Below are 21,091 nucleotides of genomic sequence, written 5' to 3'. Positions count from 1 at the left end.
ACCGGTGATCATCGGGTGCGCCGGGGTGCGCCGACCGCCCGGGCGGGACTGGCCGTAGGCTCGTCGGGCAGGTGTGGTGGGGTCCGGAGGGCTCCGGTGAGCAGGAGGAGGCGGCGCGTGCCGGTGGAGATCACCTGGTGGGGTCATGCCACGTGCACGATCGAGGACTCCGGGGTCCGCCTCCTGACCGATCCCCTGTTCGTGCGGCGCTTCGCGCATCTGCGGCGGCGCCGGGGCGAGCTGCCCGGTCCGGACGCGGCCGTGGCCGATGTGGTCCTCATCTCGCATCTGCACTCCGACCATCTGCACCTCCCGTCGCTGGCGCGCGTCGCGCCGGGGGCGCGGGTGGTGGTGCCGCGCGGTTCGGTGCGGTCGGTGCCGGGGCTGCGGCTGCTGCGCCGGGCGCGCGGGCTGCGGATCACCGAGGTGGCCGCGGGCGACGAGGTGCGCGTGGGCGGGGTGCGGGTCCGGGCCGTCCCGGCGCTGCACGACGGCCGGCGCCTGCCGCTGGGCCCGCACCGCTCCCCCGCGCTCGGTTACGTGGTGGAGGGCGCCGCTCGTACGTATTTCGCCGGGGACACCGGGCTCTTCGACGACATGGCGCGGGCGGTCGGCCCGGTGGACGTGGCGCTGCTGCCGGTCGGCGGCTGGGGGCCGTATCTGGGCCACGGGCACCTGGACGCGGGGCGGGCGGCGCAGGCGCTGACCCGGCTGCGGCCGCGCGCGGCGGTGCCGGTGCACTACGGCACGTACTGGCCGATCGGGATGGACGGGGTCCGGCCGCACGAGTTCCACGCGCCGGGCGAGGAGTTCGCGCGGAAGGCGGCGATGGTGGCGCCGGAGGTCGTCGTGCACCGGCTGGCGCACGGCGAGCGGGTGCGGCCGGAGGGCCGCGCGTGATCGAGTTCCTGCGCCAGACGGCGCAGCTGCCCACCGAGTCGACGCAGCAGGCGGTCGGCTATCCGTCGCTCTTCCTGCTGGTGGCGCTGGGGGCGCTGGTGCCGGTGGTGCCGACGGGCGCGCTGGTGAGTTCGGCGGCCGTGGTGGCGTTCCACCAGTCGTCGCCGTTCGCGCTGCTGGTGGTGTTCGCGGTGGCGTCGTCGGCGGCGTTCCTCGGGGACATGTCCTTGTACTGGCTGGGGCAGCGCGGGGTGCGGTCGAAGAACGGGTCGCGGTGGCTGCGGACGATCCGGGACCGGGCGGCGCCGGAGCGCCTTGAGCAGGCGCAGCGGAAGCTGGACGAGCACGGGGCCGCGGTCCTGGTGCTGTCCCGGCTGGTCCCGGCCGGGCGGATCCCGGTCATGCTGGCGTGCCTGCTGGGCCGGATGGAGCTGCGGCGGTTCGCCCGGGGCGACATACCGGCGTGTCTGGCGTGGGCGGCGACGTATCAGCTGATCGGGATCCTGGGCGGTTCGCTGTTCCCGGAGCCGTGGCAGGGGGTGGTCGCGGCGGTAGGGCTGACGCTGCTGATCAGCGGGGCGCCCGCGGTGTGGCGCCGGACGCGGACGTGGTGGGCGCGGTGACGCCGTCCGGCCGGGGCGCCAGCAGGCGGGAGCCGCCGATGGGCAGGTCCCAGAGCCGGTCGCGGGGGTGTCCGGCGCGCTGCCAGGCGGTACGCAGCCGGGTGAGCGGTTCGAGGACCGGTTCGGCGGAGAGCAGGAAGGTCGCCCAGTGCATGGGCGCCATCGCGTGGGCGCCGAGGTCTTCGTACGCCTGCACCGCCTCCTCCGGGTCGGTGTGGACGTCGCCGAGCCACCAGCGGGGCTCGTACGCGCCGATCGGCAGCAGGGCGAGGTCGATGCCGGGGTGGCGGCGGCCGATCTCGGCGAACCAGTGGCCGTATCCGGTGTCGCCGGCGAAGTAGATCCGGGCGCCGCCGCCCGCGCGGGTGGTGTCCTGGAGGACCCAGCCGCCCCACAGTGAGCGGCAGGTGTCGGTGAGGGTGCGCCGGGACCAGTGGTGGGCGGGCACGAAGTCGAAGCGGACGCCGTCCAGCTCGGCCGATTCCCACCAGTCGAGTTCGGTGACCGTGCCGAAGCCCCGGCGGCGGCACCACTGGCCGAGTCCGGCCGGGACGAACAGCGGGGTGTCCCGGGGCAGCCGGCGCAGGGTGGGGGCGTCCAGGTGGTCGTAGTGGTTGTGGCTGATGACGACCGCGTCGACGGGCGGCAGCTCCTCCCAGCGGACCCCGACGGGCGTGATCCGGGCCGGGGTGCCGAGGATGCGGCGGGACCAGACCGGGTCGGCGAGGACGGTGAGGCCGCCGGTGCGGATGATCCAGCTGGCGTGCCCGGCCCAGGTGACGCACGCGGTGCCCGCCGGGACGGGCGGCAGCGGCTCGGGGGCGTACGGCAGGCGGTGGATGTGGCGCAGGCCCTCCGCGTTGGGCCGGATGGCGTGCTCGCGGGCCAGCCGGGGCATGCTCCGGACGCCGGGGAGCGGGGCGGTGAGCCGGTCCGCGAAGCTCCGGGGCCAGGTGCGCACCTCGCCGAGGGGGCGCGGGGTGACGACGTCGCCGCAGACCACAGGGGGTGCGACCGGGGTCTCGGTCTGGTCCGTCATCGGGGCTCCCGTCCAGGAGGGCGCCGGCGCGGTGGGTCAGCGCGGTGCGTCGAGGGCTGCTCGGAAAATGCTCAGCGCTGCCGCGATGTGCGGCAATTCGAGCGGGTCCGGGGCGGTGAGCGCCTCTGCCTGGCGCTCCGGGTCCGTGCCGAGGAGCGAGCCGGTGCCCAGCCGGACCCGGAGCGCGCCGAGTTCGTCGCCGAAGCGGTGGCCGCCGGGGGCGGGGGTGCCGAGCCGGGCGGACAGGAACTCCTCCAGTTCGAGCGAGTCGGTGACGCCCCGGGAGGCGAGCCGGGAGCGGAGCGGGCCGAGGTCCGCGTAGAGGTGGCGGCCGGCCTGCGGGGGGCGGGCGAGGGCGCCCCAGCCGAGGACGGCGCGGTGCGCCCCGGTGGCGAGCCGGGCGTGCAGGGCGGCGGAGCGCCGGGCCCGCCCGGTGATGGCGTCCGGTTCGTACAGCGCGTGGGCGGCGGCCGCGGCGACCGGACCGGCGACCGAGGCGCCGAGCGCGGTGAGGACGTCGAGCGTGCGGGCGTGGCGGGCGGCGGAGCGGGCGGTGTCGGGGAACCGGGCGACGGCGACCGGCCAGGCGGCCGGGGTCAGCGCGCCGTACAGGCCGGAGACCACCGTGACGTCGTCGGGGCACATCTCGGCCGGGCTCACCAGGACCGTGTCGTGGGGGTGGTGGAGGGTGTCGCGCCAGGTCTCGTCGCTGACGATGTGCAGCCCCTGGTCCACGGCGGCCTCGCACGCCTCGCGCACGAGTTCCGGCGGGGCGACCGTGGCGGTGGGGTCGTCGGCCACCGAGAGCAGCAGCAGCCTGGGCCGGCCGCCCTCCACGCGCACCCGCCGCACGGTTTCGAGGAGGGCGTACGGGTCGGGCACACCGCCGCACTCGGCGGGGGTGGGCACCTGGTAGGCGGGCCGGCCGAGCAGCCTGGCCTGCGGGATCCAGGAGGCGGGACAGGGGCGCGGCAGCAGCACGTCGCCGCCGTGCGCGGCGATCAGGGCGAGCAGCAGGGGCGCGGTGCCGGGGGCGGCGGCGACGCGGTCGGGGCCGCCGCGCAGTCCGCGCCGGTCCCAGTAGGCGCAGGCGGCTTCGCGCAGGGCGGGCGATCCGCCGGCGGGTTCGGGGGCTGCACGGGCGGCGGAGGCCAGCACTTCGGCCAGTTCCGGCAGGACGGGCAGGCCCGGCCAGGGGGCCGGCGGCCCGTACCGTACGGGGCCCCGGTCCTCCCGGACCGTGTCCGTGCCGCGCTCGTGCCGCCCGGTGCGCTCCCGGCCCATCGGGCCTCCTTCGCCGTCCGCCCCTCGGGACCCTTTATACGAGGGATCGGGGCGGGGCGCCTTCCCTGAGCGGCTTCACACCATGTTCCGGTCGTGTCCGAGGCAGCCCGACAGCTCGTCGGCGGCCTCGACGGCGAGGGCGGCGAGTTCCCGCTCGCGTTCTTCGGTCCAGCGGATCATCGGGACCGATACGGAGAGGGCGGCGACGACCCGCCCCGACCGGTCGCGCACGGGGGCGGCGACACAGCTGACGCCGGGGCCGGACTCCTGGTGCTCCGTCGCGACGCCGCGTTCCCGTACGGCGTCGAGCGCGGCCCGCAGCTCGCGCTCGCCGGTGAGGGTGTGCGGGGTCAGGGCGGCCGGTTCGAGGCCGTCGAGCCGGGCGTCGAGCTCCTGGGCGGGCAGCGAGGCGAGGAGCATCTTGCCGGCGGACGTGCAGTGGGCGGGCAGCCGGTGGCCGGCCGCCGATACCGTGCGGACGGCGTGGGTGGAGTCGGCCTGGGCCACGCAGACGGCGTCGGTGCCGTCCAGGATCGCCACGTGCACGGACTCGCCGCAGCGCTCGGCGAGGCGGCGGGCGACCTGGCGGCCCTCGGCGGCGAGGTCGAGCTGTTCGGCATACCGGCTGCCGAGCTGGTAGGTGCGCACGCCCAGCCGGTAGCGTCCGGGCCGCTCGGGGTCGGTGACCAGGTACGAACGGGCGGCGAGTGTGGTGAGCAGTTCGTGGACGGTGGTCCGGGGCAGTTGGAGCTTGCGGGTCACCTCGGGGGCGGAGAGCGTGCCGTCGCCGTGGAGGAAGAGTTCGAGGACGTCGAACGCCCTGGTCACCGCTGGCACGAGTCGCCCCATGGCCCCGCATTCCCCCTTGTTCGGTTTCCCGGCCGGCGACCGGTGTGACGAACCTCAGGCTACCTTCGGCGTGGCTGCTGGTTCGGTGTGGCGATGCGGGGTATCCGCTGTCGCATGTCGTCAGCGAGCAATGCTTCCGTTCCGTCCCGGATCGCCGGGCTGCGTGACCGGTTCCACCGGCGCGATCTCGCCGTGTTCCAGAGTCTGGCCCAGCGGCACTGGCCGGCCGCGGGCCCGGTGCTGCCCCGCCTGAGCCGCAGCGCCAATCACGGACTCCTTTGGTTCGGGGCCGCGGCCGGCATGGCCGCCTTCGGGGGCAGTGCCCGGGCCCGGCGGGCCGCGCTGCGGGGGGTCGCCTCGCTCGCGGTGGCGTCGGCCGCGATCAACACGGTGGGCAAGGGGGCCGTTCGCAGGGAGCGGCCGATGCTGGACGCCGTGCCGGTGATACGGCGGCTGAAGCGGCAGCCGGTGACCACGTCGTTCCCGTCCGGGCACGCCGCGTCGGCCGCCGCCTTCGCCACCGGGGTCGCCCTGGAGTCGCGGGGCTGGGGGGCGGTCGTGGCGCCCCTGGCGCTGTCGGTGGCGGCGTCCCGCGTGTACACCGGGGTGCACTACCCGAGCGATGTGCTGGCCGGGGCGGCGCTCGGCGTGGGGGCGGCGTTCGCCCTGCGGGGGGTGATACCGACGAGGGGTCAGCTTCCCGCGCCGGGACGGCCGCCGGCCGACGCGCCCGCCCTGCCGGAGGGCCGGGGACTCGTGGTGGTGGCCAACCAGGAGTCGGGGACGGCGACCGCGACGGCCTCGCTGATCCGGAACGCGCTGCCGGAGGCGGAGATCGTGGAGTGCGCGCCCGGCCGGCTCGCCACGGAGCTGGCGCAGGCGGCCGGCCGGTGCACGGCGCTGGGGGTGTGCGGCGGTGACGGCACGGTCAACCTGGCGGCGTCCGTGGCGGTGGAGCACGAGGTGCCGCTCGCGGTGTTCCCGGGCGGGACCCTCAACCACTTCGCGTACGACCTGGGCATCGAGACCGTCGCCGACGCCTGCTCCGCGCTCGTCGCCGGGAGCGCGGTGCGAGCGGACCTGGGCCGGTTCCGGCCGGGGCCGGACGGCGCCGACGGCTACTTCCTGAACGCCTTCAGCCTTGGCGTGTATCCGGAGCTGGTGCGGATGCGGGAGCGCTGGTCTCCCCGGATCGGCGGCTGGCCGGCGGGGGTGCTCGCCGCCCTGCACGTCCTGCGCGGCGAACGCCCCCTGGAGGCCGAACTCCAGGGCCGGTGCCGCCCGTTGTGGCTGCTGTTCGTCGGGAACGGCCTGTTCCAGCGGGTGGGCCCGGCGCCGGGGCGGCGGCACAACCTCGCGGACGGGCTGCTGGACGTCCGCGTGGTGCACGGCGGCCGGACCCCCGGCCTGAGGCTGCTCGCGGCAGCGGTCGCGGGGCCGCTGACCCGCTCCCCCATGCACGCGGCGGTCCGCCGGCAGCGGGTGCGGATCTCCGGCCTGAAGCCGGGGACGCCGTACGCGTACGACGGTGAAGTGGCGAACAGCGAGACCGAGTTGACGATCGACAAGCTGCCGGAGGCGCTGACGGTGTACTGCCCGAGGCCGGCGTAGGGGGGCCGGGCTCAGGGACCGGCAAGGGGCGGCCGACGCGGAGTCGGCCGCCTCTTTCGCGCACCCACTGCTGTCCATATAGCAAGATACCCATCTCATTATTCGGCAACAGGGCCTACGGTGGTCCTACCGATCAGCGCTTTCGCGGTTCGCGTTTCGAGAGAGGATGCACGGCCATGTCGAAGGAGACCGCCGTCTACACCCACGGCCACCACGAGTCGGTGCTGCGCTCGCACCGGTGGCGCACCGCCGCCAACTCCGCCGCCTACCTCGTGGGCGAACTGCGCCCGGGCCTGGACGTGCTGGACGTCGGCTGCGGCCCCGGCACCATCACCGCGGACCTGGCCGCGCTGGTCACCCCGGGCCGGGTGACCGCCGTCGACACCACCGACGAGATCCTGGCCCAGGCCGCCGCGGTCGCCGCCGAACGCGGCGTGGACAACGTGGAGTTCGCCGTCGCGGACGTCCACGCCCTGGATTACCCGGACGACTCCTTCGACGTGGTCCACGCCCATCAGGTCCTCCAGCACGTGGGCGATCCGGTGCGGGCACTGCGCGAGATGCGCCGGGTGTGCCGCCCCGGGGGCGTCGTCGCGGCGCGCGACAGCGACTACGCGGCGATGACCTGGTATCCCGAGTCGCCGGGCATGGACCGCTGGGCGGACCTGTACGGCCGGGTGGCCCGCGCCAACGGCGGCGAGCCGGACGCCGGACGCCGGCTGCTGTCCTGGGCCCAGCAGGCCGGGTTCACCGACATCACGCCCACGGCGGGCTCGTGGTGTTACGCGACGCCGGAGAACCGGGCCTGGTGGAGCGGGCTGTGGGCCGACCGCACCGTCGACTCGGCCTACGCGAAGCTCGCGGTGGACGGCGGGCACGCCACGGCGGAAGAGCTGGCGGAGATCGCCGGGGCATGGCGCACATGGGGCGCGCAGGACGACGGCTGGTTCATGGTGCCGCACGGCGAGGTGCTCTGCCGGGTCTGAGCGCACGGCCGGGCCGAACGGATCACATGGCGGCGGCAGGCCCCCCTATCCTTGCCGCCATGGAGATCCTGGGAACCACGCTGCGTATCTGCGTCGACGACCTGGAGGGGGCGGTGGCCTTCTACGAGCAACTGACCGGCGCTCGGGCCCTCCGCTTCGAGCGCGGCGGGGTGTCCGTCGCCGCGATCAGCTGCTTCCTGCTGATGAGCGGCCCCGAAACGGAGCTGGAGATCCTGCGCAAGGTCACCGCGACCATCGCCGTGAAGGACGTGGACGAGGCCCACGCGTCCCTGGCCCGGGTCGGCGCCCGCGTCATCGCGGGCCCGGTCCCGACCCCGGCCGGCCGCAACCTGATCGCGGTGCACCCGGACGGCTCGGTCTTCGAGTACGTCGACCGCAACGTGCCGGTCTAACAGAGACCGGTCCGCTCCAGCACCAGGCGGGCCAGCTCGTCGGTCGGCAGCTCGCCGTCCAGCACGACGGTGTCCTCGCGCAGGCTGCCCACCGCCGCCACGCACTCGGCGATCCGCGCCTTCCCCCAGCGCCGCGCCGCCTCGTCGCGCTCCGGGTCGTCAGGCATCAGCACCCGCTCGTGCAGCCGCTGTTCGAGGACGGCGGCGGAGACGTCGAGGAAGAAGTGGTGGACCGGGACGCCCGCCTTCTCCAGGGCCCCGAAGACCTCGTCGGCGTACTGCCTGCGGACCACGGTCATGGGCGCCAGGACCGGCCGGCCGTACTCCTCGACCAGCCCCTGGGCCAGGGACGCCACCTGCTTACGCCACAGCGGGATGTTCTGGAAGTCGCCGCCCGGCACCTCCACGATCTCGCGCAGCAGGAAGCCGACGTACTCCGGGTCGAAGACGAGGGCGTCCGGCAGTCTGCGGTGGAGTTCGCCGACCAGGGTGGTCTTGCCGCTGCCGAAGGCCCCGTTGATCCAGATGATCATGAAGTGCTTCTCCTGCTCAGGCGCGCGGGCGCATCCGGTAGTCGTACGCGGCGGGCAGCGGTTCGTCCGTGAGCCGCTGCCACACCTCCTCGAGGATCTCAGCGCCCTCGCGCAGATCGGCCACCTCGAAGCCCGCGTCGAACACGGCCTTCGCGGCGTCGGGACGGCCCTCCGCGAGCAGCAGCTGGGCTTCCAGCAGCCGGAACCGGCCGCGCGCACGGGCCTCCGGGGGCAGCCCCTGCCACACCGTGCGGGCGGCCTCGGTGCGCCCCGCCGGCAGCAGCGCCTCGATCGCCTCCCGGCCCAGCGCGTCGGTGGCAGCCGTCCACGGCTCGTCGCCCTCGCGGCGCTCCGCGCACAGCCCGTCGAACGCCTCCGCGTAGTACTCGGCGGCCAGTTCGCGCTGGCCGCTCACCAGGGCGGCCACGGCCAGGCAGCGCAGCAGCGGCCAGCGGGAGGCGGCCGTGGGCAGACCGCGTTCCCAGCTGCGGACCGCCTGGGCGCGGTCGTCGGCGTGCCACTGCGCGATGCCGAGGTGGTATTCGGTGAGCGGTTCGGCGGGGGCCGTCTCCAGCATGTCCCGCCAGTGCCGGGAGACCAGGGTGGGCCCGGGGACCGTCCCCTCGGCACCGGAGAACGTCCCCTGGTCCAGCAGTCCGAGCCAGGGGGCCTGCTCCTCGCCCAGCATGTCGTCGGTGAACGGCGTGCCGGGCAGCTCGTACCGGCCGCGCCGCACCTCCAGGGCGCCCCAGCCGGAGCCGGTGGCGAGCCGTTCGCCCGGTTCGGCGTCGGCGTGGGCGCGCCAGGCGGTGTACGCCGCGTCCACGTCGGCACGCGGCAGGGCGTCCGCGAGCCGCCGCTCGGTCTCGGCGCGGGCCGCCGCCCAGTCGTCGCCGTGGACGGCGGAGGGATCGGCGGCGAGCGGCCCGTACGACTCCAGCCAGCTGAACTCGCCGCCCGGTTCCAGCGGTATGTGCTCCAGCTGGGTGCGGGCCAGTCCGGCCTGGATCTCCGCGTAGCCGCCGGTGCCGGGCTCGGTGAGCCATTGCTGCCAGCGCCGCCCGCCGGACCCGCTGCCCCAGAGGAACAGCTTGCGGCCCCGGAGCAGATCCGTGGAGGTCTGGACGAGTCCGTGGCCCTGCTCGTCCAGGGCGGCGATCCAGCGGCGGGCGCCGTCGGGCACCTCGTAGAAGTAGTCGGCGGGGTATTCGCTGCGCAGCGGGTAGGTGCGGTCGGCACCGCCGCTCTCGGGGACCGGGACCCGGGTCAGGCTGCGCTCGTAGCCGAAGTGCCACGCCTCGTCGGCCGGGGCGATCACCCGGGTGCGCGCGTCCTCGGGGACGGCGGTGTTGGACCACCAGTAGACCGGCGCGGGCTGCTCGTGCGGGTTGCGTATCCGTACGCCGACGTGCAGGAACGCGGAGTCGGCGGGGAGCCACAGGTCCACCTGGAAGGGCAGGTCGCGCAGCCGCTCCCACTCCCAGAGCCGGACCATTTCGCCGCCGTCGGGAGCCGGGACGAGCGCCGCGTGCACCGGGGCGCAGGAGAGCGTGGTGTGCCCGGTCGCGCCGATGTTCCACTCGATGCCGCCGGAGAACCAGGCGCCGTTGAGCGCGAAGTCGGCGGGCTGGAGGACCGGGTTGGCGTAGACGAGGTCGCGGCCGGCCGGCTTGTGGACGAGCGAGTGGATACGGCCGCCCAGGCCGGGCAGCACGGTGACGCGCAGGTGATCGTTCTCGATGACGATCGCGTCGAGGTCCGTGGGGACGCGGTCGCGTCCGTAGCCGTCGAGGAGGCGGACGGGCAGCACGGTGGTCAGCGGGGCGTGGCCGAGCTGGCGGGCCATGTCGCGCGGGAGCCCCGACCGGTCCCGGTCCTCGATGACGTGCGTCTCGTCCAGCGGCCGCAGCGCGGGCAGCGGGTTCTCCGGCCCGGTCGCCGCCGCGGGCAGGGTCAGGACGGCACGTCGTACGGTGGTGGCCACGGCAACCTCGCTTCTCGCGCGGGCCGCCACAGGTCCGGGCGCCCCCCGATGACCATGGAACACGCCGGTCGCCGCCCCGACAAGGGGCGTCTCGGCGCACGGAATTCCGTTTCCGTCCCGCTCACCGCCCCGTACGCTCGCTGCGGACACCGGACACAGCGGGCGAGAGGGACAGCGCGACAGATGAGTACGCAGCACACCTACCGGGTGATCGTGCGCGGCACGTTCCAGGATCTGACGGACGCGGCACACGAGCGGCTGCTGGCCGAGGTCGAGGAGCACGGGCTCGCCGCGATGCAGTTCACCGAGGAGGGCTCACTCACCTACGACCGCGTCCTCAAGCACTTCAGCTTCCGCTTCGTGGTCGAGTCGGACGCCGAGGACGGCGAGGAGATGGCCGGTGCCATCGCCGAGGACCGGGCGCAGACGACGCTGCGCGAGGCGGGGTACGGCCACGGCGAGCTGCGGTCCACGGCGACGGACATGGACACGATGAAGATCAACTACAAGCGGCGGTGACTCCTGGGGCCGTGCGGCCGGGGGCCCCGGCCGCACGGCCCACCGCGCCTACCGGGGTGCCCGTGCCGTGGAGCCCCTGGGCGTCAGGGACGGGGTCGGCACCTGGAGGGAGCCGCTGTGCTTCCCCTCCGTCAGGGCGAACAGCGTGCGGGCCACCTCGGCACCGAAGTGGTGTACGTCGTGGCTCATCGCCGACAGGGTGGGATGGGTGATCCGGCACAGCTGGGAGTCGTCCCACGCCAGCAGGGACACGTCGTCCGGGACGACGAACCCCATCTCCGCCGCGACACCGGCCCCCGCCACCGCCATGATGTCGTTGTCGTAGACGATCGCGGTCGGCCGGTTGCCCGCCAGGAGCAGGGAGCGCGTCGCCCGGGCGCCTTCCCGCTCGTCGAAGCCCGTCGCGATCTGGGTTCCCTGTTCCAGGCCGAGTTCCCGGACCGTGGCATCGAAAGCCTGAGCGCGGATCGCGCTGTGTCCGAATCCGGCCGGACCCCCTACCCGCGCCAGCCGCCGGTGTCCGAGGGCGGCCAGATAGCGGACGGCCTCCGCCGTCGCCGTGGCGTCGTCGGTCCACACCGCGGGGAACGAGCCGGTGAGCGACGGGTGGCCGACGGCGACCGCCGGCAGTCCGATGGCTTCCAGCGCCGGGACCCGCGGATCGTCGGCCCGGAAGTCCACGAGGACCGCGCCGGCGATGGTCTGGCTGCGCCACCAGGTCCGGTACAGCTCGATCTCCTCGTCGACGTCACGCACCAGGCGCAGGAGCAGGGAGCAGGACCGTTCGGCGAGTACGGCCTCGATGCCCGAGATGAAGTCCATGTAGAAGGGCTCCAGGCCGAGCAGGCGGGCCGGGCGGCACAGCACGAGGCCGATGATGTCGGCGCGCCGGCCCGAGAGACTGCGCGCCGTCTGGTTCGGCGCCCAGCCCAGCTCCCGGGCGGCCGCGAAGATGCGCTCCCGGGTCGCGTCCGAGACGCCGGGCTTCTGGTTGAACGCCAGGGAGACGGCACCCTTGGAGACGCCCGCCCGGGCGGCGACGTCCTTGATGGTCACGCGGGCCGGAGCGCTCACCGCTCGCCCACGCAGAACAGGGCTGCCCGGACCTCGTCCGCGGTGACGTCGCCGCACCCGTCGACCCGGATGCGGACCTGCTCGCCGGCCAGCAGGGTGGTGAGACCCCGGTCGGCCGTGGCACCCGGGGCGAGGCGGTCCGCCTGAAGGAGAAGATCCCTGATGAGGGTGTGTGCTATGACCACCACGTGGACGTTACCACTGCCGTCCGGGCCGGGCTCCACGACGACGTCGAAGGCCGGCGCCGCGTAGCCGAACTCCTTGTCGGGGACGGGGAAGAAGGTGGCGCGCAGTCCGTCGGCGTCGGCGACGAGGAACTCCTTGGTGCTGAGTCCGGCGGGCACCAGGCCGGGGGGGACGGGGAGCCGGACCACCGAACGGGCGGCCACCGCCACCTCCTGCACGCCCCGGCCCGTGGTCGCCCCGTCGGCCTCGACGCGGCGCAGGGCCACCTCCGTGCGCCAAGGCGTCGCCGACTGGTTGACCACGGCGAGCACCGGCCCCTGGTCACCGGGTTGCAGGGTCAGCAGGCGGTCGGCGTAGACCCGGCGCAGCTCGTGGTGGAGCGGCTTGAGGCGGCCGTCCCCGTCGACGGCGGACCAGGAGCTGACCGGCCAGCAGTCGTTGAGCTGCCAGACGACGGTGCCGGCGCAGACCGGCCAGTGGGAACGCCAGTGCTCGATGCCGGCGGCGACGGCTCGGGCCTGCACGACCTGGGTCAGGTAGTGCCAGCGGTCGAAGTCCCCGTCGGGCAGGTCGAAGTGGCGGGCGACTCCCCGGTCCAGCTTGCCGTTTCCGTCCTCGGCCTTCTGGTGGTGGAGCATGCCGGGCGAGTCGGGCGCCAGTTCCTCGCCGGGCAGGGCGCGCCGGAGCGTGGCCAGCGCGGGCGGGGCCTGCCAGCCGAACTCCGAGACGAACCGGGGGACGTTCGCCCGGTACTCGGCGTAGTCCTGACGGTTCCATACCTCCCATGAGTGGTACGTGCCGTGGGCCGGGTCGTTGGGGTGGTGGTCCCACGATCCCGACCAGGGGCTGCCCGCGCTGTAGGGACGGGTGGGGTCGAGTTCGGCCACCAGGCGGGGCAGCAGGCCGAGGTAGTAGCCCTCACCCCAGGAGTCACCGGCGAGTCCGGGCTCCCAGTCCCAGTCGCGGAAGCCCCAGAGGTTCTCGTTGTTCCCGTTCCACAGGACCAGGCTGGCGTGCGGCATGAGGCGGACAACGTTGTCACGTGCCTCGGCCTCGACCTCGCCCCGCAGGGGCTGCTCCTCCGGGTAGGCGGCGCAGGCGAAGAGGAAGTCCTGCCAGACCATCAGCCCCAGCTCGTCGCAGGCGTCGTAGAACGCCTCGTCCTCGTAGATGCCGCCTCCCCAGATGCGCACCAGGTCGACGTTGGCGTCGGCCGCCTGTCGCAGCCGGGCGCGGTAGCGCTCGGGAGTGATGCGTGAGGGGAAGACGTCGTCCGGGATCCAGTTGACGCCCCGGGCGAAGATGCGTTCACCGTTGACGACGAGGGTGAAGCCGGTGCCGTGCTCGTCGGGTGCGCGGTCCAGTTCGACGGTGCGGAAGCCGATCCGCCGCTGCCACGTGTCCAGCGCCCCCTCCTCGTCGTACAGGGTGACTTCCAGGTCGTGCAGTGGCTGTTCCCCGTAGCCGCGCGGCCACCAGAGCCGGGGCCGGTCGACGGTCAGCCGCAGCACGGCCTCATCGCCCTCGAACCGGAGCTCCGCCTCCTCGCCGGCCACCGCGGCCCGCGCCCGCAGCGGGGCGGAGGCACCGGACTCCGTGCGCTCCACCCGCAGCCTCACCTCCACGGACCCCCGGTCCCCGTCGACGGTGACGAGCGGGCGAACAGTGGCGAGGCGGGCGGTCGACCAGTGCTCCAGCCGTACGGGCCGCCAGATGCCGGCGGTGACCAGGGTCGGCCCCCAGTCCCAGCCGAAGCCGCACGCCATCTTCCGTATGTACTGGAACGGCTCGGTATACACGTTGGGCCGGTCGCCGGTGACGGCACGCACGGATTCGGCCTCCTCGTACGCGGAGGCGAAGCACACTTCCAGACGGCCCGTCAGTCCAGTGGCGTCGAACCGGTAGCCGCGGTGCATGTTCCGGGTGGACCCGAGTTCCCGCCCCGCGAAGGTGATCCGCGCGGCGGTGTCGAGACCTTCGAAGACGAGGTCGGTGCGCTCGTGCGGGCTGCTGTGGGAGACGTCGGTCTCGTACGTCCAGGCCCGTCGGCCGATCCAGGCGACCTCGGTCTCGTTCCGTTCGAGGAAGGGGTCCGGAATGAGGCCCGCGGCAAGCAGGTCGGTGTGGACGCAGCCGGGGACCCGGGCGGGCAGCAGCGCCTCGTCATGGCGCAGATTCCAGCCTTCGGTGAGCGGGGTGATGTCCTTCATGGTGCGGCTCCAATCGGCCCAGTGCGCACGCTGACAGATGTTCGACGCCGCACAACCTAACCCGCCGATCGATCACTGTCCATAAACCGGTCTAGTCACAGGACGGCAACGTGTCCGCCGCAAGACACGCCATCTCACCTGCACTAACTCGAACGTTGGTAACGATTAGGCATCGCAGGGGAAACAAACGCTTTACCGGTTCACCTTCGCCCTGCCATAGTGCCGACATCCGGCGCAGACCCGAGCCGCCGTCCGAAGGAGTTGGGCACATGGGGAAGACCAGGACACTCACAGGTGCGTTTCTGGCCATCGCGACACTCACCGCCACGGGCTGCAGTGGCAGCGGTACGCCGTCGACCGAGACAGCCTCCGCACCGGCGGACGCGAGCAGCGCGAGCGGCACGATCACGGTCCTGACACAGCGGACGGACCTGATCAAGAGCGGCGCGATGAAGGCCTACGCGGCGGAGTTCAACAAGGTCTACCCCAAGATCAAGGTGAAGTTCGAGGGCCTCACCGATTACGAGGGCGAAGTCAAGATCCGGATGAACACGGACAAGTACGGCGACGTCCTGATGATCCCGGCAGCGGTCGCCAAGAACGACTACCCCAAGTTCTTCGCGCCGCTGGGTTCCTCCATAGAAATGGCGAGCAAGTACCGCTTCAGCGACAAGTCGGAGGTCAACGGCAAGACCTACGGCATCGCGCAGTTCGGCACGGCCAACGGCTTCGTCTACAACAAGGCCCTCTGGAAGAAGGCCGGGATCACCGCCTGGCCGAACTCTCCGGAGGAGTTCATCGCGGACCTCAGGACGGTCAAGGCGAAGACGGGGGCGACCCCCTACTACACCAACTTCAAGGACGGCTGGCCGCTGGTCCAGTGGTCCGCCAACATCGGCTCCGTCAGCTGCGACCAGGAGGCCAACAACAAGCTGGCCGGTGCCGTCTCGCCCTGGAAGACCGGCAGCGAACTCCAAGTGGTCGACTCCCTGCTCTACAACATCGTCAAGGGCGGGCTCTCGGAGAAGGACCCCAGCACCACCAACTGGGAAGCGTCCAAGAGCAAGCTCGCCAAGGGCGAGATCGGCTCCATGATGGTCGGCTCCTGGGCGATCACGCAGATGCGCGACGCCGCCCGGACGGCCGGCGGGAATCCCGACGACATCGGCTACATGCCCGTCCCCGTCCAGCAGGACGAAGGGCAGCAGTGCGCGACGCTCGTCTCGGACTACCAGCAGGCCGTCAACATCCACTCGGACCACAAGGAAGCGGCCCGGGCCTGGATCGACTGGTTCACGGAGAAGTCCGGCTACTCCGCCAAGGAGGGGGCCGTTCCCACCCTGAAGACGTCCCCCATGCCCGACACCCTCAAGGAATTCGTTGACAACGATGTCACCTTCGTCGAGCGCTCCGAGCGCAAGACGGGCGCGGTGAACGACATCGACAACGCCGCCGAGATCGGCCTCAACAAGCCCGACTACCGGCAGAAGCTGATCGACATCGCGCGCGGGGCGCAGAAGGGCAACGCCGAGAGCTACTTCGGCGAGCTGAACAAGAAGTGGAACGACGCCGCGAGGACCGCCGGTTCCTGACCCGGTGCGGGACCCGGCCGGGGAGACCGGCCGGGTCCCGTCCCGCGTACACCGCATGACCGACGCGGACGACGAAAGGCCCGACATGACCGAGACGACCGGGGCGGTGAGCGTGAAAACGCACCGTGCGACGCCCCACCGGCGCGGCACCTCCCCCACGGGCGGCAGCCCTCGCGAGCGCAGGCCCCGGGGCCGGTCGCTCCGCCGCGCCACGCCGTGGCTGTTCCTGCTGGCGCCGCTGGCCCTGCTGATCACGTTCACCTACGTACCGGTGGGGAACATGATCTATTACAGCTTCACGGACTGGGACGGGATCAGCCCCGACCGGAACTTCACGGGCATGGACAACTACGTCCAGATCTTCACCCGGCCCGAGCTCTTCCGAGTCTTCTTCGTGAGCTTCTACTACCTCGCGGCGTCCGTGGTGCAGATCGTGATCGCGCTGTACTTCGCCACGGTGCTCAGCTTCGACCTGCGGTTCCGCAACCTGTTCAAGGGGCTGCTCTTCTTCCCTTACCTCATCAACGGCGTGGCCATCGGTTTCGTCTTCCTGTATTTCTTCCAGGACGGCGGCACCCTGGACACGGTGCTGTCCTGGTTCGGCCAGAGCCCCGACCACGCGTGGCTGGGCGACCCCGCCTCGGCCAACACCTCGCTCGCCGGCGTCTCGGTGTGGCGCTTCACGGGCCTCAACTTCGTCCTGTTCCTCGGCGCCATCCAGTCCATTCCCGGCGAGCTGTACGAGGCAGCGCAACTGGACGGCGCGAACAAGTGGGAGCAGTTCCGGCACATCATCGCCCCGAGCATCCGGCCCGTGCTGAGCCTGAGCGTCATCCTCGCGATCTCGGGGTCGCTCGCCGTATTCGAGATTCCCTGGATCATGACCGGGGGCGCGACCGGCACCTCCACGTTCGTCATCCAGACCGTGAAGCTCGCGTTCCAGTTCAACAAGACCGGGCTGGCTTCGGCGGCCGCCGTGGTGCTGCTGCTGATCATCCTGCTGATCACCTGGATCCAGCGCCGACTCGTGCCCGACGAAAAGGTGGACCTCGTATGACCACGGCCCCGCAGACCGCGGACCCGAAGACCGCGGGCCGCCCCCGCACCGCACCCCGCCGGCGACGCGTCCGCGTGCGCGGCGGAATCGGGCAGACACTCGTCTACGCATCGCTCGTCGTGGCCTCGCTGGTGGTGGTCCTCCCGCTCGCGGTCGTCTTCCTCACCTCGCTGAAGACCTCGTCGGAGGCCACCGACGGCGGAGCCCTGTCGCTCCCGGGCAACTGGCTGAACTTCGACAACTACGCGACCGCGTTCTCCGACGGCCAGATGCTGACGGCCTTCGGCAACACCGCGTTCATCCTGCTGTTCTCCATCACCGGCACCGTGCTCATCGGCTCGATGACGGCCTACGCCATCGACCGGTTCCAGTTCCGGGCGAAGAAGCTCGTGATGGCGCTCTTCTTGATCGCCACCCTCGTGCCCGGGGTCACCACACAGGTCGCGACCTTCCAGGTCGTCAACAGCTTCGGCCTGTTCGACACCCGCTGGGCCCCGATCCTGCTGTACATGGGCACGGACATCGTCTCGATCTACATCTTCCTGCAGTTCATCCGCGGCATCCCTGTCTCGCTGGACGAAGCCGCGCGACTGGATGGAGCGAACTCGTTCACGATCTACCGCAAGGTCATCTTCCCGCTGCTCAAGCCGGCGATCGCGACCGTGGTGATCATCAAGGGGATCACCGTCTACAACGACTTCTACATCCCCTTCCTGTACATGCCCTCGCCGGAGCTCGGCACGGTGTCCACCGCTCTGTTCCGCTTCAAGGGTCCGTTCGGAGCCCACTGGGAGAACATCTCCGCGGGCGCCGTCCTCGTCATCGTCCCGACGCTGATCGCCTTCCTCTTCCTCCAGCGCTACATCTACAACGGCTTCGCACAAGGCGCGACGAAGTAGCGCTCCGCACACACCGACTCGCCGGCCCAGCGCCAGGAACGTTGCTGAGCCGGCGAGTTTCTGCGCTCTCATCGACCGCTGCCGGGGTCGACATGCGTGACCTGCTCTCTTCCTCGCCGTCCCGATAAAGCGGGACGCACGAGGAAGGCAATTCACGAAACCGGTTGAGTCCCGGGGCTACCGGATGCGTACGAATCGGGGCAGCGACGCGGGGCCCGTGGAGCGGCGGTGCCGACAGCGGCCCGGCAGAGCTCCCCGCTCCCCGGCGGGGGGCGTCCACCGAGCCGCCCGGACTCAGCCGTACGACACCCTGCGGACCGCCCGGGCGCAGGTCGTCGCGCGCGCAGACGAGGATGTGCGGTGCCGTCGCCTCCAGGACCGCGGCAGGGCCGCCCTCCACCACCCGGAGGCGCGAGAGCCGGAAATCGTCCACCGGCGCCGGGTACACCTCCTCCGGCCCGTCCGGCGCCGGACTCAGAACGCGTACGGGCGGAACGTCGAACAGCGGATGGTGCTGACAAGAGGTTCCACGTCCACTTGCTTACGGCTTCGCCAGTGACGGCCGTGCCCCGGCCGGGATCAGGAACGCAGAGCGGGCACGAGCCCGGAGTCCGGGGCCGACGCGGCGACGGCCGCGGCCCCGACGAGCCCCGCGTCCAGGGCCAGGCCGGCGGTGACCACGGGGATGTCCCGCACGAAGTCCAGGACGGCGTAGTCGGCCAGGCGGCGCCGCAGCGGGGCGAACAGGACCTCCCCCGCCTGCGCCACCCCGCCGCCGATGACCACGCGCTCCAGCTCCACGAGTGCCGCCGTCGCGGCGATCGCGGCGGCCAGGGCACGCGCCGCGCGTTCGTAGGCCGCGCACGCCCGGCCGTCGCCGCCGCGGGCCGCCTCCGCGACCGCCGCAGCAGTCGGCGCCACGCCGGGCGGCGCGGTCCAGCCGAGGGCCCGGGCATGGGCCGCGATGGCCGTGCCGCTGGCGTAGGTCTCCACGCAGCCCGGAGCACCGCAGGGGCAACGGGGGCCGTCGAGATCGACCGTGATGTGCCCGATGTGCCCGGCGTTGCCCGTCCGGCCGCCGTGCACCCGGCCGTCGAGGACCAGGCCGCCTCCGACGCCCGTGGAGACCACCATGCACAGGGCGTTGTCGACACCGCGCGCGGCGCCGAGCCAGTGTTCGGCGGCGGTCATGGCCACGGCGTCCCCCACGAGGACGGGCTCGATGCCCGCCGGGGTCTCCGGATGGCCGCGGACGAGCTCGACCAGCGGGTACTCCCGCCACGCCGGGATGTTCACCGGGCTCACGGTGCCACGGGCGGTGTCGACCGGCCCCGCGCTGGCGACACCGAGGCAGGTGACGCCGGCCCACGCCGGATGGGCCGCGAGTTCGTCCTGCACCGCCACCACTGCGGCGGCCAGCTCCTCGGCGGGGCGCCGGGCGGGGGTGGGCCGCTGGACGCGTGCGAGCAGGCGCCCGTCCCCGTCCACGAGCGCCCCGGCGATCTTGGTCCCGCCTATGTCAAGTGCTCCGTACACCATTACGTGTTCCGCCCTTCCGTGCCGGGACGCACATCGCCCCCAGCCGTACTCTGCCCGCCCTTGACAACGTTGTCTAGCCCCGTTGACTCAGTTGAGCAATGGTTTAGCAAATTCCGCACTTTCGAGCGACCTCGGGACACCTCCCGAATGCACCTCCAGCAGCCCGAATTTCCCCCACCCGCGTCATGGCGCGGAAGTCATGAATGAAATACGAGCGACACGTGTATTGACATGATTGGAACATCCAGTGCCTCATATGAGGGCAACGCCGGGCCGGCGCCGGACACTGCGCGGCGGCCCCGATTCCCCCTCCGCTCAAGCAGGTTGACCACCCATCAGCCATACGCCCGGATGCCACGCCTGACAACGTTGTCCCAACCATGGCGTGCGCCGGGTCCCCATCGAGCGGCCGCGGACCTCTCACCCATGCCCCCTTGAGGAGAGCCCATGAAGAAACCCCCCGGAAGCTTCCTGCTCACGACGGTCACGGCGCTGGCCACCGGCGTGGCCGGCGCCTTGTTGTCCGTCCTCGGTCCCGCCGGTGCCGCACAGGCCGCGGACACGGGACTCCATGTCGGCGACGGCCGGCTGTACGAGGCCAACGGCAACGAGTTCGTGATGCGCGGTGTCAACCACGCGTACGCCTGGTATCCCGAGCAGACCACCGCCATCTCCGACATCGCCGCCAGGGGAGCCAACACGGTCCGCGTCGTCCTGGGCAGCGGCGACCGCTGGACGAAGACCACGACGTCCGAGGTGTCCTCTCTCATCGCGCAATGCAAGGCCGCCAAGGTGATCTGCGTGCTGGAGGCGCACGACACCACCGGCTACGGCGAGGACTCCGCCGCCACGTCGCTGGACAAGGCGGCCGACTACTGGATCAGCGTGAAGAGCGCGCTGGAGGGCCAGGAGGACTACGTCGTCGTCAACATCGGGAACGAACCGTTCGGCAACACCGGCTACACGGGGTGGACGTCGGCCACCAAGGACGCCATCGGCAAGCTGCGCGCCGCCGGGCTGCGGCACGCCCTGATGGTGGACGCTCCGAACTGGGGCCAGGACTGGTCCGGCACCATGCGGGACAACGCCGCCTCGGTCTTCGCCGCCGACCCGGACCGCAACACCGTCTTCTCCATCCACATGTACGGGGTCTACGACACGGCCACCGAGGTGCGGGACTATCTGAACCACTTCGTGGACAACGGGCTCCCCGTCGTGGTGGGCGAGTTCGGCAACGCGCACAGCGACGGAAACCCGGACGAGGACGCGATCATGGCCACCGCCCAGTCGCTGCGGCTCGGCTACATAGGCTGGTCGTGGAGCGGCAACGGCGGTGGAGTCGAGTACCTCGACCTCGTCAACGGATTCGACCCGGACTCGCTCACCAGCTGGGGCGACCGCCTCTTCAACGGCAGCAACGGCATCACCGCCACCTCCGTCCGCGCCACGGTCTACGGCGGCGGTTCGAGCGGCGGCGACGGAGGCACCGGCACGGGTACGGCCCCGAACGGATACCCGTACTGCGCCAACGCCTCCTCCGACCCCGACGGCGACGGCTGGGGCTGGGAGAACAGCCGCTCCTGCGTCGTACGGGGCAGCGCACCGGACACGGGTTCCGGCACGGGTACGGCCCCGAACGGATACCCGTACTGCGCCAACGCCTCCTCCGACCCCGACGGCGACGGCTGGGGCTGGGAAAGCAGCCGCTCCTGCGTCGTACGGGGCAGCCGCGCCGACGCCTGACGGGCGGGGCCTGCCGCCCGGCGCGGAGGCGTCGGGCGGCAGGCCCCGCG

General features: G+C 72.3%; 18 protein-coding genes. 10 read left to right on the top strand and 8 right to left on the bottom strand.

From position 1 onward, the window contains the following. The first annotated feature begins 117 nt into the window (after positions 1 to 117). Positions 118 to 900 carry an MBL fold metallo-hydrolase gene (locus ACZ6C6_RS28505; RefSeq protein ID WP_469206693.1) on the top strand — a complete coding sequence of 261 codons (783 nt, stop codon included), beginning with the start codon at positions 118 to 120 and terminating at the stop codon, positions 898 to 900. Then, positions 897 to 1,523 (top strand): DedA family protein, encoded by a 627-nt coding sequence (locus tag ACZ6C6_RS28500; RefSeq protein WP_469206691.1) that lies wholly within the window; start codon positions 897 to 899, stop codon positions 1,521 to 1,523. The genes ACZ6C6_RS28505 and ACZ6C6_RS28500 overlap by 4 nt, the downstream gene beginning before the upstream one ends. Here the strand turns inward: ACZ6C6_RS28500 and ACZ6C6_RS28495 are convergent. From ACZ6C6_RS28495 to ACZ6C6_RS28485, 3 genes are all read right to left on the bottom strand, one after another. Beyond that, entirely contained in the window at positions 1,471 to 2,562 is a 1,092-nt protein-coding gene (locus ACZ6C6_RS28495) for an MBL fold metallo-hydrolase (RefSeq protein ID WP_469206689.1), read from the bottom strand. The two genes, ACZ6C6_RS28500 and ACZ6C6_RS28495, sit on opposite strands and share 53 nt — an antisense overlap. 36 nt (positions 2,563 to 2,598) lie before the next feature. Beyond that, complete coding sequence (locus ACZ6C6_RS28490; RefSeq protein WP_469206687.1) at positions 2,599 to 3,846, bottom strand: aminotransferase class I/II-fold pyridoxal phosphate-dependent enzyme; 1,248 nt, start codon at positions 3,844 to 3,846, stop codon at positions 2,599 to 2,601. Positions 3,847 to 3,921: 75 nt separating this feature from the next. Further along, positions 3,922 to 4,695, bottom strand: coding sequence for an IclR family transcriptional regulator (locus ACZ6C6_RS28485; protein WP_469206685.1), 774 nt, complete (start codon positions 4,693 to 4,695; stop codon positions 3,922 to 3,924). Positions 4,696 to 4,809: 114 nt separating this feature from the next. Here ACZ6C6_RS28485 and ACZ6C6_RS28480 point away from each other — a divergent pair, with 114 nt between their 5' ends. From ACZ6C6_RS28480 to ACZ6C6_RS28470, 3 genes are all read left to right on the top strand, one after another. Then, positions 4,810 to 6,306, top strand: coding sequence for a phosphatase PAP2 family protein (locus ACZ6C6_RS28480; protein WP_469206683.1), 1,497 nt, complete (start codon positions 4,810 to 4,812; stop codon positions 6,304 to 6,306). A 176-nt stretch (positions 6,307 to 6,482) separates the two neighbouring features. Beyond that, positions 6,483 to 7,292, top strand: coding sequence for a methyltransferase domain-containing protein (locus ACZ6C6_RS28475; RefSeq protein ID WP_469206681.1), 810 nt, complete (start codon positions 6,483 to 6,485; stop codon positions 7,290 to 7,292). A gap of 59 nt (positions 7,293 to 7,351) precedes the next feature. Continuing rightward, positions 7,352 to 7,705 (top strand): VOC family protein, encoded by a 354-nt coding sequence (locus ACZ6C6_RS28470; RefSeq protein ID WP_469206679.1) that lies wholly within the window; start codon positions 7,352 to 7,354, stop codon positions 7,703 to 7,705. Here ACZ6C6_RS28470 and ACZ6C6_RS28465 read toward each other — a convergent pair. Both ACZ6C6_RS28465 and ACZ6C6_RS28460 read right to left on the bottom strand, forming a co-directional pair. Further along, a complete protein-coding gene (locus ACZ6C6_RS28465; RefSeq protein ID WP_469206677.1) occupies positions 7,702 to 8,238 on the bottom strand; it encodes a P-loop nucleotide/nucleoside kinase family protein in 537 nt (178 codons plus the stop codon). The two genes, ACZ6C6_RS28470 and ACZ6C6_RS28465, sit on opposite strands and share 4 nt — an antisense overlap. Positions 8,239 to 8,254: 16 nt before the next feature. Then, positions 8,255 to 10,222, bottom strand: a complete 1,968-nt coding sequence (locus tag ACZ6C6_RS28460; RefSeq protein ID WP_469206675.1) for a DUF5107 domain-containing protein — start codon at positions 10,220 to 10,222, stop codon at positions 8,255 to 8,257. Positions 10,223 to 10,405: 183 nt separating this feature from the next. On the opposite strand from ACZ6C6_RS28460, the gene ACZ6C6_RS28455 reads away from it, so the two are divergent. After that, complete coding sequence (locus tag ACZ6C6_RS28455; protein WP_469206673.1) at positions 10,406 to 10,741, top strand: DUF6204 family protein; 336 nt, start codon at positions 10,406 to 10,408, stop codon at positions 10,739 to 10,741. Between the two features lie 48 nt (positions 10,742 to 10,789). Here ACZ6C6_RS28455 and ACZ6C6_RS28450 read toward each other — a convergent pair whose 3' ends face one another. Both ACZ6C6_RS28450 and ACZ6C6_RS28445 read right to left on the bottom strand, forming a co-directional pair. Continuing rightward, on the bottom strand, positions 10,790 to 11,815 hold the full coding sequence (locus ACZ6C6_RS28450; protein WP_469206671.1) for a LacI family DNA-binding transcriptional regulator: 1,026 nt from the start codon (positions 11,813 to 11,815) through the stop codon (positions 10,790 to 10,792). Then, the gene (locus ACZ6C6_RS28445) at positions 11,812 to 14,211 is read right to left on the bottom strand and encodes a glycoside hydrolase family 2 protein (RefSeq protein ID WP_469206669.1); all 2,400 of its coding nucleotides are present in this window, start codon (positions 14,209 to 14,211) and stop codon (positions 11,812 to 11,814) included. The genes ACZ6C6_RS28450 and ACZ6C6_RS28445 overlap by 4 nt, the downstream gene beginning before the upstream one ends. A gap of 269 nt (positions 14,212 to 14,480) precedes the next feature. On the opposite strand from ACZ6C6_RS28445, the gene ACZ6C6_RS28440 reads away from it, so the two are divergent. The 3 genes from ACZ6C6_RS28440 (at position 14,481) to ACZ6C6_RS28430 (ending at position 17,759) form a co-directional block, all read left to right on the top strand. Further along, positions 14,481 to 15,803 carry an ABC transporter substrate-binding protein gene (locus ACZ6C6_RS28440; RefSeq protein ID WP_469206667.1) on the top strand — a complete coding sequence of 441 codons (1,323 nt, stop codon included), beginning with the start codon at positions 14,481 to 14,483 and terminating at the stop codon, positions 15,801 to 15,803. Positions 15,804 to 15,888: 85 nt separating this feature from the next. Next, a complete protein-coding gene (locus ACZ6C6_RS28435; protein WP_469206906.1) occupies positions 15,889 to 16,860 on the top strand; it encodes a carbohydrate ABC transporter permease in 972 nt (323 codons plus the stop codon). Beyond that, positions 16,857 to 17,759, top strand: a complete 903-nt coding sequence (locus ACZ6C6_RS28430) for a carbohydrate ABC transporter permease (RefSeq protein ID WP_469206665.1) — start codon at positions 16,857 to 16,859, stop codon at positions 17,757 to 17,759. The genes ACZ6C6_RS28435 and ACZ6C6_RS28430 overlap by 4 nt, the downstream gene beginning before the upstream one ends. 579 nt (positions 17,760 to 18,338) lie before the next feature. Here ACZ6C6_RS28430 and ACZ6C6_RS28425 read toward each other — a convergent pair. After that, complete coding sequence (locus tag ACZ6C6_RS28425; protein WP_469206663.1) at positions 18,339 to 19,298, bottom strand: ROK family protein; 960 nt, start codon at positions 19,296 to 19,298, stop codon at positions 18,339 to 18,341. Between the two features lie 447 nt (positions 19,299 to 19,745). Between ACZ6C6_RS28425 and ACZ6C6_RS28420 the strand changes: the two genes are divergently transcribed. Then, positions 19,746 to 21,041, top strand: a complete 1,296-nt coding sequence (locus ACZ6C6_RS28420; protein ID WP_469206661.1) for a cellulase family glycosylhydrolase — start codon at positions 19,746 to 19,748, stop codon at positions 21,039 to 21,041. The last annotated feature ends 50 nt before the right edge of the window (positions 21,042 to 21,091 follow it).

This window comes from Streptomyces sp. NPDC041814, assembly GCF_055590565.1.
Note: the sequence above shows the minus strand (reverse complement) of the source record. Positions and strands in the feature narration are given on the sequence as shown.

Coding starts and splice junctions, on each gene's coding strand:
- ACZ6C6_RS28495 (WP_469206689.1), bottom strand. CDS start 2,562: ATGACGGACCAGACCGAGACCCCGGTCGCACCCCCTGTGGTCTGCGGC.
- ACZ6C6_RS28490 (WP_469206687.1), bottom strand. CDS start 3,846: ATGGGCCGGGAGCGCACCGGGCGGCACGAGCGCGGCACGGACACGGTC.
- ACZ6C6_RS28485 (WP_469206685.1), bottom strand. CDS start 4,695: ATGGGGCGACTCGTGCCAGCGGTGACCAGGGCGTTCGACGTCCTCGAA.
- ACZ6C6_RS28480 (WP_469206683.1), top strand. CDS start 4,810: ATGTCGTCAGCGAGCAATGCTTCCGTTCCGTCCCGGATCGCCGGGCTG.
- ACZ6C6_RS28475 (WP_469206681.1), top strand. CDS start 6,483: ATGTCGAAGGAGACCGCCGTCTACACCCACGGCCACCACGAGTCGGTG.
- ACZ6C6_RS28470 (WP_469206679.1), top strand. CDS start 7,352: ATGGAGATCCTGGGAACCACGCTGCGTATCTGCGTCGACGACCTGGAG.
- ACZ6C6_RS28465 (WP_469206677.1), bottom strand. CDS start 8,238: ATGATCATCTGGATCAACGGGGCCTTCGGCAGCGGCAAGACCACCCTG.
- ACZ6C6_RS28455 (WP_469206673.1), top strand. CDS start 10,406: ATGAGTACGCAGCACACCTACCGGGTGATCGTGCGCGGCACGTTCCAG.
- ACZ6C6_RS28445 (WP_469206669.1), bottom strand. CDS start 14,211: ATGAAGGACATCACCCCGCTCACCGAAGGCTGGAATCTGCGCCATGAC.
- ACZ6C6_RS28440 (WP_469206667.1), top strand. CDS start 14,481: ATGGGGAAGACCAGGACACTCACAGGTGCGTTTCTGGCCATCGCGACA.
- ACZ6C6_RS28435 (WP_469206906.1), top strand. CDS start 15,889: ATGACCGAGACGACCGGGGCGGTGAGCGTGAAAACGCACCGTGCGACG.
- ACZ6C6_RS28430 (WP_469206665.1), top strand. CDS start 16,857: ATGACCACGGCCCCGCAGACCGCGGACCCGAAGACCGCGGGCCGCCCC.
- ACZ6C6_RS28425 (WP_469206663.1), bottom strand. CDS start 19,298: ATGGTGTACGGAGCACTTGACATAGGCGGGACCAAGATCGCCGGGGCG.
- ACZ6C6_RS28420 (WP_469206661.1), top strand. CDS start 19,746: ATGAAGAAACCCCCCGGAAGCTTCCTGCTCACGACGGTCACGGCGCTG.